12 protein-coding genes and 1 pseudogene are annotated in these 10,720 nt (G+C 63.1%); 10 read left to right on the top strand and 3 right to left on the bottom strand.

Features of this window, described 5'->3' with window-relative positions:
* Nucleotides 1-8: 8 nt before the first annotated feature.
* The 8 genes and pseudogenes from MOQ67_RS04040 to ureC form a co-directional block, all read left to right on the top strand.
* Nucleotides 9-95: pseudogene (locus MOQ67_RS04040) on the top strand (outer membrane lipoprotein carrier protein LolA); the annotation flags it as partial.
* 22 nt (nucleotides 96-117) lie between these two features.
* Nucleotides 118-816, top strand: a complete 699-nt coding sequence (gene urtE / locus MOQ67_RS04035) for an urea ABC transporter ATP-binding subunit UrtE (RefSeq protein WP_017849698.1) — start codon at nucleotides 118-120, stop codon at nucleotides 814-816.
* Between the two features lie 30 nt (nucleotides 817-846).
* Nucleotides 847-1,686 (top strand): urease accessory protein UreD, encoded by an 840-nt coding sequence (locus MOQ67_RS04030; RefSeq protein ID WP_198718350.1) that lies wholly within the window; start codon nucleotides 847-849, stop codon nucleotides 1,684-1,686.
* Nucleotides 1,687-1,831: 145 nt separating this feature from the next.
* Complete coding sequence (locus MOQ67_RS04025) at nucleotides 1,832-2,134, top strand: urease subunit gamma (RefSeq protein WP_010213535.1); 303 nt, start codon at nucleotides 1,832-1,834, stop codon at nucleotides 2,132-2,134.
* Between the two features lie 9 nt (nucleotides 2,135-2,143).
* The gene (locus MOQ67_RS04020; protein ID WP_104904036.1) at nucleotides 2,144-2,656 is read left to right on the top strand and encodes a GNAT family N-acetyltransferase; all 513 of its coding nucleotides are present in this window, start codon (nucleotides 2,144-2,146) and stop codon (nucleotides 2,654-2,656) included.
* A 5-nt stretch (nucleotides 2,657-2,661) separates the two neighbouring features.
* Nucleotides 2,662-3,195: a GNAT family N-acetyltransferase gene (locus tag MOQ67_RS04015; protein ID WP_017849701.1), complete on the top strand. Its 534-nt coding sequence runs from the start codon at nucleotides 2,662-2,664 to the stop codon at nucleotides 3,193-3,195.
* Nucleotides 3,192-3,497 carry an urease subunit beta gene (locus MOQ67_RS04010; protein WP_017849702.1) on the top strand — a complete coding sequence of 102 codons (306 nt, stop codon included), beginning with the start codon at nucleotides 3,192-3,194 and terminating at the stop codon, nucleotides 3,495-3,497. The genes MOQ67_RS04015 and MOQ67_RS04010 overlap by 4 nt, the downstream gene beginning before the upstream one ends.
* Nucleotides 3,498-3,610: 113 nt before the next feature.
* Nucleotides 3,611-5,311, top strand: a complete 1,701-nt coding sequence (gene ureC / locus MOQ67_RS04005) for an urease subunit alpha (RefSeq protein ID WP_169884275.1) — start codon at nucleotides 3,611-3,613, stop codon at nucleotides 5,309-5,311.
* Between the two features lie 154 nt (nucleotides 5,312-5,465).
* Here ureC and MOQ67_RS04000 read toward each other — a convergent pair whose 3' ends face one another.
* The gene (locus MOQ67_RS04000; RefSeq protein ID WP_017849704.1) at nucleotides 5,466-6,410 is read right to left on the bottom strand and encodes a DnaJ C-terminal domain-containing protein; all 945 of its coding nucleotides are present in this window, start codon (nucleotides 6,408-6,410) and stop codon (nucleotides 5,466-5,468) included.
* 288 nt (nucleotides 6,411-6,698) lie between these two features.
* Between MOQ67_RS04000 and MOQ67_RS03995 the strand changes: the two genes are divergently transcribed.
* On the top strand, nucleotides 6,699-7,967 hold the full coding sequence (locus tag MOQ67_RS03995; RefSeq protein WP_017849705.1) for an Hsp70 family protein: 1,269 nt from the start codon (nucleotides 6,699-6,701) through the stop codon (nucleotides 7,965-7,967).
* 140 nt (nucleotides 7,968-8,107) lie between these two features.
* Here MOQ67_RS03995 and MOQ67_RS03990 read toward each other — a convergent pair whose 3' ends face one another.
* Together MOQ67_RS03990 and MOQ67_RS03985 are read right to left on the bottom strand one after the other, a co-directional pair.
* The gene (locus tag MOQ67_RS03990) at nucleotides 8,108-9,121 is read right to left on the bottom strand and encodes an AI-2E family transporter (RefSeq protein WP_017849706.1); all 1,014 of its coding nucleotides are present in this window, start codon (nucleotides 9,119-9,121) and stop codon (nucleotides 8,108-8,110) included.
* A gap of 173 nt (nucleotides 9,122-9,294) precedes the next feature.
* On the bottom strand, nucleotides 9,295-9,594 hold the full coding sequence (locus tag MOQ67_RS03985; RefSeq protein ID WP_017849707.1) for a PsiF family protein: 300 nt from the start codon (nucleotides 9,592-9,594) through the stop codon (nucleotides 9,295-9,297).
* A 144-nt stretch (nucleotides 9,595-9,738) separates the two neighbouring features.
* On the opposite strand from MOQ67_RS03985, the gene MOQ67_RS03980 reads away from it, so the two are divergent.
* Nucleotides 9,739-10,626, top strand: a complete 888-nt coding sequence (locus MOQ67_RS03980; RefSeq protein WP_193059093.1) for a DMT family transporter — start codon at nucleotides 9,739-9,741, stop codon at nucleotides 10,624-10,626.
* The last annotated feature ends 94 nt before the right edge of the window (nucleotides 10,627-10,720 follow it).

The following is a 10,720-nucleotide window of genomic DNA, read 5'->3' as shown; positions in this document are numbered from 1 at the left end:
GAGCGAGCTTGCTCGCGAAAATCGTTAACGATAACGCGGGCAGCCTGAATGCACGCGGCGCCCTCAGGTTTTTCGCGAGCAAGCTCGCTCCTACAGGGAATAGAGGAGGTTTTGAGAATGCTGCAAGTCGACAAGTTGCACCAGTATTACGGCGGTAGCCACATCCTGCGCGGGCTTTCATTCGAGGTGCAGGTCGGCGAAGTCACCTGCCTGCTCGGCCGTAACGGCGTGGGCAAGACCACCCTGCTCAAGTGCCTGATGGGCCTGCTGCCCGCCAAAGAGGGCGCGGTGAACTGGGAAGGCAAGGCCATCACCGGTTTCAAGCCACACCAGCGCGTTCACGCCGGGATCGCCTACGTGCCCCAGGGCCGCGAGATTTTCGGGCGGCTGACGGTGGAAGAAAACCTGCTGATGGGCCTGTCGCGATTTCCCGGCGCCGAGGCCAGGGAAGTGCCGGGGTTTATCTACGAACTGTTCCCGGTGCTGCTGCAAATGAAGCACCGCCGCGGGGGCGATTTGTCCGGCGGCCAGCAACAGCAACTGGCGATCGGCCGCGCCCTGGCCAGCCGGCCGCGCCTGTTGATTCTCGATGAGCCGACCGAAGGTATCCAGCCGTCGGTGATCAAGGAGATCGCGGCGGTGATCAAAAAGCTTGCGGCCCGTGGCGACATGGCGATCCTGTTGGTGGAGCAGTTCTACGACTTTGCCGCCGAACTGGCCGACCAATACCTGGTGATGTCACGCGGGGAAATCGTCCAGCAAGGCCGTGGCGAAAATATGGAACGCGACGGTGTGCGCGGTCTCGTAACCATCTAATCTGTAGCGTCCTAACGATAAGCACACGCCATGAACCTGCCCGTTTCCACTGCCCTGTTCACCCCCAGCTGGCACGCCGAGCTGGAGCTCGGCTACGCGCGTTTCGGCGCCACCACGCGCCCGGTGATGCGCCGCCACCTCGGCCCGCTGCGCGTGCAGAAACACCTGTACGCCGAAGGCCCCGAGGTGTGCCAGCACATCATCGTGCATCCGCCCGGTGGCATAGCCGGCGGCGACCGCCTGGACATCCGCGCCCACGTCGCCGCGGGCGCCTGGGCGCAATTGACCAGCCCTGGCGCGGCCAAGTGGTACCGCGCCAGCGGCCCGGCGTTTCAGCAACTGGAGCTGAGCGTCGAGGCCGGCGCCACCCTGGAATGGCTGCCTCAGGAAACCATCGTGTTCAGCGCCGCCCAGGCCGAACTCAGCACACGCATCGCGCTGCACGGCGATGCGCGGCTGTTGTACTGGGACGTGGTCGCCCTCGGCCGCCCGGCCAGCGGCGAGCGCTTCGACCTCGGGCACTTTCAATCGCACCTGGATATCCGCCGCGACGGCCAGTTGCTCTGGCACGAACGCCAGCGCATTGTGGGCGACGATGGCTTGCTCGACTCACCGATCGGCCTGGACGGACAACCGGTATTCGCCACCCTGTTGCTGACCGGTGATATCGAGCCTGAATTACTCGAACACTGCCGCGCCCTGCCCCACGCGGTGCGCGGCGACCTGACCCAACTGCCCGGCTTGCTGGTCGCTCGCTGCCTGGCCAGCGAGGCGCTGCTGGCGCGGGGCTGGTTGATTGATTTATGGAAATTGTTACGCCCGGCAGTACTTGGCCGAGAGGCCGTGGCACCCCGAATCTGGAGCACATGAAGATCAACATGTGGGAGGGGGCTTGCCCCCGATAGGGGAGTGTCAGGCAATGCATCTGTCACTGACCCACCGCCATCGGGGGCAAGCCCCCTCCCACACTTGATCTTCAGTGATTTTACGAATGTATTTCACGACGGACTGAACCATGGACCTGACCCCACGGGAAAAAGACAAACTGCTGATCTTCACCGCAGGCCTCGTCGCCGAACGGCGCCTGGCGCGCGGTGTGAAGCTCAACTACCCGGAAACCATCGCCTACATCTCCGCCGCGCTGATGGAAGGCGCCCGCGACGGCCGTACCGTGGCCGACCTGATGCACTTTGGCACCACCCTGCTCAGCCGCGAACAGGTGATGGAAGGCATCCCGGAGATGATCCCGGATATCCAGGTGGAAGCCACCTTCCCCGATGGCACCAAACTGGTGACCGTCCACCAACCCATCGCGTGAGGCCCAGCCATGATTCGTGATGCAACCGAGCAAGACCTGCCAGCGATCCGCGACATCTACAACGACGCGGTGCTGAACACCACGGCGATCTGGAACGAGCAACTGGTGGACCTGGCGAACCGCCAGGCCTGGTTCACTGCGCGCCAGGCGCAGCGCTACCCGATTCTGGTCGCCGTCGACAACGACGAAGTGACGGGCTACGCCTCGTTCGGCGACTGGCGCCCCTTCGAAGGCTATCGCTACAGCGTCGAGCACTCGGTCTACGTGCGCAACGACCAGCGCGGCAAAGGCCTAGGCCCGCGCCTGATGCAAGCCCTGATCGAACGCGCGCGCGCCGGCGGTAAACACGTGATGGTCGCCGCCATTGAAAGCGGCAACCAGGCCTCGCTCCGCCTGCATGAGCGCCTGGGTTTCAGCACCACCGGGCAGATGCCGCAAGTGGGCATCAAATTCGGCCGCTGGCTCGACCTGACCTTTATGCAACTGACCTTGAATCCGGGCGCCGAACCGCCCCAGGAGTGAGATCGATGAACGCCGCGCAACTGCGTCGAGTCAATGCTGAAAGTTTTGCCCACTATCGCCAGGGCTTGATCGAGCTGTTGCTGGACGCGGTCAGGCACGGCGCGTCGATCGGCTTCATGGCCGACTTCGATGAGGCCCAGGCGCGCGCGTATTTGCACGGTGTGCAAGCGAGCATCGAAGACGCCAGCCTGTTGCTGTGGGTGGTGGTGCGCGACGAGCGGGTGATCGCCAGCGTGCAACTGGCGCTGTGCCAGAAAGCCAACGGTCTGAACCGCGCCGAAGTGCAAAAACTACTGGTCCACAGCAGCGCCCGCCGCCACGGCCTGGGCCACCAGTTGATGCACGCCCTGGAACTCGCCGCGCGCCAACACAAGCGCGGCCTGCTGTACCTGGACACCGAAGCCGGCTCCGAGGCCGAAGCCTTCTACCAGGCGCTGCGCTACACCAAGGTCGGTGAACTGCCCGATTACTGCCAAAGCCCGGACGGGCGCTACAGCCCGACCGCCATCTACTACAAGACCCTGGGGCAACCTGCATGATTCCTGGTGAATTTCAGATCCAGCCTGGCGACATCGAACTCAACGTCGGCCGCCGCACCGTCAGCCTGAGCGTGGCCAACAGCGGCGACCGGCCGATCCAGGTGGGCTCGCACTATCACTTTTTCGAGACCAATGACGCGCTGACCTTCGACCGCGCATTGAGCCGCGGCATGCGCCTGAATATCCCGGCGGGCACCGCGGTGCGGTTTGAGCCGGGGCAGAGTCGCGAGGTCGAGTTGGTCGACTTCGGCGGTGGGCGGCGGGTGTTTGGGTTTGCCGGGCGGATTATGGGCGACCTTTAGGGCCTCATCGGGGGCAAGCCCCCTCCCACAGTTGGAATGCATTCCCATGTGGGAGGGGGCTTGCCCCCGATAGCGATTTCACATTCAACACATTTTTCTCAGGGCTCACACACATGAAAATCAGCCGCCAAGCCTACGCCGACATGTACGGCCCCACCGTCGGCGACAAGGTCCGCCTGGCCGACACCGAGTTGTTCGTCGAAGTGGAGCAGGACTTCACCGTCTATGGCGAAGAGGTCAAATTCGGCGGCGGCAAGGTCATCCGCGATGGCCAGGGCCAGAGCCAATTGCTCGCCCATGAAGTGGTCGACACGTTGATCACCAACGCGCTGATCATCGACCACTGGGGCATCGTCAAGGCCGACGTCGGCCTCAAGAACGGTCGCATCCACGCCATCGGCAAGGCCGGCAACCCGGATATCCAGCCCGGCGTGACCATGGCCATCGGCGCCAGCACCGAAGTGATCGCCGGTGAAGGCATGATCCTCACCGCCGGCGGCATCGACAGCCACGTGCATTTCATCTGCCCGCAGCAGATCGAAGAAGCGCTGACCAGCGGCGTCACCACCCTGATCGGCGGCGGCACCGGCCCGGCCACCGGCACAAACGCGACCACCTGCACCTCCGGCCCGTGGCACCTGGCGCGCATGCTGCAGGCCAGCGACTCGTTCCCGATGAACATCGGTTTCACCGGCAAGGGCAACGCCAGCCTGCCGGAGCCGCTGATCGAACAGGTCAAGGCCGGCGCCATCGGTTTGAAGCTGCATGAAGACTGGGGCACCACGCCCGCGAGCATCGACAACTGCCTGAGCGTCGCCGACCAATACGACGTGCAGGTGGCGATCCACAGCGACACCCTCAACGAGTCCGGCTTCGTCGAAACAACGCTGGCCGCGCTCAAGGGCCGCACCATCCACACCTACCACACCGAAGGCGCCGGCGGCGGCCATGCACCGGACATCATCAAGGCCTGCGGCTTCCCCAACGTGCTGCCCAGCTCGACCAACCCGACGCGGCCGTTCACGCGCAACACCATCGACGAGCACCTGGACATGTTGATGGTCTGCCATCACCTCGACCCGAGCATCGCCGAAGACGTGGCCTTCGCCGAAAGCCGCATCCGCCGCGAAACCATCGCCGCCGAAGACATCCTGCACGACCTCGGCGCGTTCTCGATGATCAGCTCCGACAGCCAGGCCATGGGCCGCGTCGGCGAAGTGATCACGCGCACCTGGCAAACCGCCGACAAGATGAAAAAACAACGCGGCCCCCTGCCCGGCGACGGCCCCGGCAACGACAACTTCCGCGCCAAGCGCTACATCGCCAAGTACACCATCAACCCGGCGATCACCCATGGCATCAGCCATATCGTCGGTTCCATCGAAGTCGGCAAATGGGCTGATCTGGTGCTGTGGCGGCCGGCGTTCTTCGGCATCAAGCCGACGCTGATCCTCAAGGGCGGCGCGATTGCCTCAAGCCTGATGGGCGATGCCAACGCCTCGATTCCCACGCCGCAGCCGGTCCACTACCGGCCGATGTTCGCCAGCTTCGGCAGCGCCCTGCACGCCACCAGCCTGACCTTTATCAGCCAGGCCGCCGCGGACGCCGGCTTGCCGCAAACCTTGGGCCTGAAGAAGCAGATTGCGGTGGTCAAAGGCTGCCGCGACGTGCAGAAAACCGACCTGATCCACAACGACTACCTGCCGCACATCGAGGTGGACCCGCAGACCTACCAGGTCAAGGCCGACGGCGTGTTGCTGTGGTGTGAGCCGGCGGATGTGCTGCCGATGGCGCAGCGCTACTTTCTGTTCTGACGCGCCCTACGCCACGCTGGCGCTGCGCCCCATCGCCGGGAGGGAGTGGGGCTTGAGCGTGGGCCATGAATAGCGCCTCATTGTGAAAATGAGCAGCTTATTCATGGCCCCCACGGGCCTGGGCCGAACTCTGCAAGACAGTCGCCCGGGTGGGTCAGGCGTTCCAGCCTTTGCGCGGATCGAAGGCGGCGCTGTCGGCCAGCGCCTTCCACAACCCGAGCACCTCCTCGGTGGCTTCTTTGGGCATCACCACTTTGAGCTGGATGAACAGGTAACCGCGCTGGCCACTCTTGTTCAGCAGGCCATGGCCCTTGGCGCGCATGCGCTGGCCGTTCTGGCTGCCGGCCGGGACCTTGAGGTTGATCTTGCCGGTCAGGGTCGGCACCGCGACTTCGGTGCCCAACGCCAGCTCCCACGGTGCCACCGGTACGGTGATCACCAGGTTTTCGCCTTCGACCTCGAACTTGGGGTGCGGCGCAAACTTGACGATCAGGTACAGATCACCATTGGCTCCGCCGCCAACGCCCGGCGCGCCCTGGCCCTTGAGGCGGATGCGCTCGCCGTCGGTCACCCCGGCAGGGATCTTCACGTTCAGGCTCTTGGTGGTGTTGCTGACATGCCGGCCCGAGGCGTCGTATTGCGGCACCTGGAAGCTGATCTGCTTGGACTCGGTCGACAGCGTCTCCTCAAGAAACACCGACAGTTGCATCTCCACATCCTGGCCCTTGCGCCCGGTACTGCGGCGCTGACCGCCGCCGAACGCATCGCCGCGCCCGCCGAAGATCGAACTGAAGAAGTCCGAGAAGTCGCCCGTGTCCTGGCCGCCGCCATAGCCGCCACGGCTCTGCCAGCCCGGTGGGCCCTGGAACGGCTGGCCGTGCTGGCCGTATTTGCGCAGCTCGTCGTACTCGGCACGCTTGTCGGCACTTTTCAGCGCTTCATAGGCTTCGGACGCGTCCTTGAACTTGGCTTCGGCGTCTTTTTCCTTGCTCACGTCCGGGTGATATTTGCGCGCCAGCTTGCGATAGGCGGCCTTGATTGCCTTGTCGTCCGCTGTCGGCTCCACGCCAAGGATCTTGTAATAGTCTTTAAAGTCCATCTGGGGGGTCACCCTCCGTCATCGATATCGCACAGCCAAGGGCACAGCATGCGCCGGTTTGCAGCGTTTGGATTGACTGAACTCAATCCCAAGCCGATGGATGCGTCTAAGTAGTTTATCGGCACCGCACGAATAACCTTGCAGCCGCCGACCGTATGCTGGACAAGTTGGGGGCAAACCCCGCTCTTTCAAGGCGCGCCGCCGGCTATTTAACAGATCGTCGGCCTACGCATCTGCACGCGGGTGGCATACACTGCGCGGCCGTTTTTCAACCGGAACCCGATAGACATGAAAAACCCATCCCCAGCCCGTGCCTGCGGCATCGACTTCGGCACGTCCAACTCCACCGTCGGCTGGATTCGCCCCGGCATGGAAACGCTTATCGCGCTGGAGGACGACAAAATCACCTTGCCGTCGGTGGTGTTCTTCAACTTCGAGGAGCGCCGCCCGGTCTACGGTCGCCTGGCGCTGCACGAATACCTGGAGAACTACGAAGGCCGGCTGATGCGCTCGCTCAAGAGCCTGCTGGGTTCCAAGCTGATCAAGCACGACACCAGCGTGCTGGGCACCGCGATGCCGTTCACCGACTTGCTCGCGCTGTTTATCGGCCAACTCAAGAGCCGCGCCGAAGCCACCGCCGGCCGCGAGTTCGAAGAAGTGGTGCTGGGTCGCCCGGTGTTCTTCGTCGATGACGACCCGATGGCCGACCAGGAAGCCGAGAACACCTTGGTCGACGTGGCGCGCAAGATCGGCTTCAAGGACATCTCGTTCCAGTACGAACCGATTGCCGCGGCCTTCGACTACGAGTCCACCATCGAAAAAGAAGAGCTGGTGCTGATTGTCGACATCGGCGGCGGTACCTCGGACTTCTCGCTGGTGCGCCTGTCGCCGGACCGTCGCCACAACGACAACCGCCACGACGACATCCTTGCCACCGGCGGCGTACACATCGGCGGTACCGACTTCGACAAACAACTCTCGCTGGCCGGCATGATGCCGCTGTTCGGCTACGGCAGCCGCATGAAAAGCGGCGCGTACATGCCCACCAGCCATCACATGAACCTGGCCACCTGGCACACCATCAACTCGGTGTACTCGCAAAAATCCCAGTTGGCCCTGGGCAGCATGCGCTACGACATCGAAGACACCGGCGGCATCGACCGCCTGTTCAAGCTGATCGAACAGCGGGCCGGGCACTGGTTGGCGATGGAAGTCGAAGAAACCAAGATCCAGCTGACCCACGAAGACAGCCGCCATGTGCTGCTCGACCGGGTTGAGCCGGGCTTGAGCGTGGACCTGAGCCGCACGTTGTTCGAATCGGCCATCGACGGGCTGCTGGAGCGCGTGCGCAACAGCGTCACCCAATTGCTCAGCGACGCGTCGGTGGATGTGGCGCAGGTGGACACGGTGTTCTTTACCGGCGGTTCCAGCGGCATTCCGGCGCTGCGCCACAGCATCTCGGCGATGCTGCCGAATGCGCGGCATGTGGAAGGGAATATCTTCGGCAGTATCGGCAGCGGGTTGGCGATCGAGGCCAGCAAGCGTTACGGCAGCTGATACCGTCGCACTGCCCCCCTGTAGGAGCGAGCTCGCTCGCGAAGGACGCCAACGATAACGCGGGCTGTCTGACGGCGCGCGGTGCTCTTGGGTTTTTCGCGAGCAAGCTCGCTCCTACAGCAGAGCAGTGTGCTCCCTCCTCAGACCATCCCGCCGAGCTTCAGCTCACTCTTCAGGTACGCATAGTAAATCGGCCCCGCCACCACGCCCGGCAGGCCGAACGCGGCTTCGAATACCAGCATCGCCAACAACAATTCCCACGACTTGGCACTGATCTGCCCGCCGACGATGCGCGCGTTGAGGAAGTACTCGACCTTGTGGATCACGATCAAATACCCCAGCGCCGCCACCGCGACCCAGATCGACAGCGACAGTGCGACGATGGTGATCAGGGTGTTGGACATCAGGTTGCCGATCACCGGCAGCAGGCCGAGCAGGAAGGTCAGCACGATCAGGGTCTTGGTCAGCGGCAGGTGAATCCCGCACAGCGGCAGCACCACGGCGAGGAACACGGCGGTAAACACGGTGTTGAGGGCGGCGATCTTGATTTGCGCGAAGACGATGTTGCGAAACGCCTGGACCAACAGGTGCAGACGATCGAACAGCACGGCAGCCAGGGGTTTGCGCTTGGTCAGGTCGGGGATGCGCTGCAGCGCCATGATCGCGCCGAGCACCATGCCGATCAGCAGGGTGACGAACATGTGGGCGGCATCTTTGCCCACCAATTGCAGATCGCTGAGGTGTTTGCTGGTCCAGTCGCCGATGGCCACCCGGAATTCAGCGGCGCTGGCGGGCAGGTAAGCGTCGAGGAACGGCGGCAGCTGGCCGCGCGCGCGGTCGACCACGCCCATGAATTTGTCGAGGGAGGCCCCGGGGTTTTCCGCTTCGTGGAGCAGGAAGCTGATGGCGCCGGCAAAGATCAGGGTCAATACGCTGACGATCAGGGTGCCGAGCAAGGCCACGGCCAGCCAGCGCGCACGCCGACCTTCGATCAGCCGTTGCAGTTGAGGGGTAAGCATGTTGACCAGTTCAAATACCAACAGCCCGGCCAGCAGGCTGGGCAGCAACTTCAACGGCAGAACCAGCAGTAACCCGCCGAAAATAATGATGTAACTGGCCAGCAATAACACGTGACGCTGAGAAAACGTTGGCATACAGCCTCAAAACGAACGGCGTTAAAGGATGGGCAGTCTGCCAGCCTTGGGGGAATCAAGCGAGTGGATCGGTAGTCAATGCGATCAAGCGTGGGAGCGGGCTGGCCCTTCAGGTGGACCGGGGGGCCCAGCCAGCCGCCCACATTTGATCTTCAGCGAGCGCGAACGCGCGATCAGCCTTTGAGACAGGTGCTCATGAACGTCTTGCGCGCATCGCCGGTCAGCGCCTTGGTTTTCGCCGACGCATTGCAATCTTTCATCTTCTGCTGCTGCGGGGTCAGCGTCTTCGCATCATTGGCGGCGGGCGCCGATAGGCAGGTTTTCATGAACGCTTTGCGCTCGTCGCCTTTGAGCGTCTTGGTGGTGGCCTCGGCATTGCAGGTGGTCATTTTATTTTGCTGGGCGGTAGCGGCAAAGCCTTGGGAACACAGCAGCAGGCCCATCATCAACAACGGAATTCGCAGCATCTTCATGGAGTTTTCTCCCTGTTACCGCGCCGGAGGGCGCGGCCTACCGAGGAGTGTAGCCAAACCTTGTAACATCTTCACCGACTACGGATGTTCGCCCGGCGGTACTGCGCCATACTCCCGTCTCACCAACACCGTGGGTTGTTTTCAATGCAATACGCATATCCCCTGCTGGCCATTTTCATCTGGGCCGGCAATACCGTGGTCAACAAACTGGCCGTGGGTTCGATCTTCCCCGCTGAAATCGGCTTCTACCGCTGGTTGCTCGCGGCGCTGCTGTTTACCCCGTTCATGCTCAAGCCGGTGATTGCCCAGTGGTCGATCATCCGCCCGAACCTGGGCAAGATTTTTATCCTCGGCGTGCTGGGCATGGCGGTGTATCAAAGCCTGGCCTATTACGCCGCGTCGCTGACCAGCGCCACCAACATGGGCATCATCCTGTCGCTGATGCCATTGATGGCGTTGACGGCGGCGATCATCAGCCTCGGCCAACGCCTGACCTTTGGCGCGCTGAGCGGCGCGGTGCTGTCGTTCGCTGGCGTGGCGGTGGTGGTGTCGTCCGGCAGCCTGGGCACGCTGCTGCAACACGGGGTCAACCTGGGCGACGCGATGATGCTGGTCGCCACCCTGGCCTACGCGGTCTACAGCACCTTGCTGAAAAAATGGCAGCTGCGCCTGCCGCCGTCGGTGTTGCTGTATCTGCAGGTGCTGGTGGCCGTGGTGGTGCTGTTTCCGCTGTTTCTGTACTCGGCAAAAGCCGGGTTGGGCTGGGCGAATATTCCGTTGGTGCTGTACGCCTGCCTGTTGGCCTCGATGCTCGCACCATTGGCCTGGATGCACTCGGTGAAAACCCTGGGGCCGAGCCGCACCACGTTGTTTTTCAACCTGCTGCCGCTGATTACCGCGCTGATCGCGGCGCTGGTGTTGAAGGAAGCGTTGGCGCTGTATCACCTGGTGGGCGGGCTGCTGACGTTGGGCGGGGTGATTTTGTCGGAGCGCTGGACTACGCCGGTCGGGCGTAAGCTGGGCGTTGCCTGAGCTATCGCTATCGGGGGCAAGCCCCCTCCCACATTGGACCGCGTTCGCCCTGGCGCCTCGGTCAACTGTGGGAGGGGGCTTGCCCGCGATGAAC

This window comes from Pseudomonas sp. LY-1, assembly GCF_053502595.1.
This window is presented reverse-complemented; position numbering and strand designations above follow the sequence as displayed.

Coding starts and splice junctions, on each gene's coding strand:
- urtE (WP_017849698.1), top strand. CDS start 118: ATGCTGCAAGTCGACAAGTTGCACCAGTATTACGGCGGTAGCCACATC.
- MOQ67_RS04030 (WP_198718350.1), top strand. CDS start 847: ATGAACCTGCCCGTTTCCACTGCCCTGTTCACCCCCAGCTGGCACGCC.
- MOQ67_RS04025 (WP_010213535.1), top strand. CDS start 1,832: ATGGACCTGACCCCACGGGAAAAAGACAAACTGCTGATCTTCACCGCA.
- MOQ67_RS04020 (WP_104904036.1), top strand. CDS start 2,144: ATGATTCGTGATGCAACCGAGCAAGACCTGCCAGCGATCCGCGACATC.
- MOQ67_RS04015 (WP_017849701.1), top strand. CDS start 2,662: ATGAACGCCGCGCAACTGCGTCGAGTCAATGCTGAAAGTTTTGCCCAC.
- MOQ67_RS04010 (WP_017849702.1), top strand. CDS start 3,192: ATGATTCCTGGTGAATTTCAGATCCAGCCTGGCGACATCGAACTCAAC.
- ureC (WP_169884275.1), top strand. CDS start 3,611: ATGAAAATCAGCCGCCAAGCCTACGCCGACATGTACGGCCCCACCGTC.
- MOQ67_RS04000 (WP_017849704.1), bottom strand. CDS start 6,410: ATGGACTTTAAAGACTATTACAAGATCCTTGGCGTGGAGCCGACAGCG.
- MOQ67_RS03995 (WP_017849705.1), top strand. CDS start 6,699: ATGAAAAACCCATCCCCAGCCCGTGCCTGCGGCATCGACTTCGGCACG.
- MOQ67_RS03990 (WP_017849706.1), bottom strand. CDS start 9,121: ATGCCAACGTTTTCTCAGCGTCACGTGTTATTGCTGGCCAGTTACATC.
- MOQ67_RS03985 (WP_017849707.1), bottom strand. CDS start 9,594: ATGAAGATGCTGCGAATTCCGTTGTTGATGATGGGCCTGCTGCTGTGT.
- MOQ67_RS03980 (WP_193059093.1), top strand. CDS start 9,739: ATGCAATACGCATATCCCCTGCTGGCCATTTTCATCTGGGCCGGCAAT.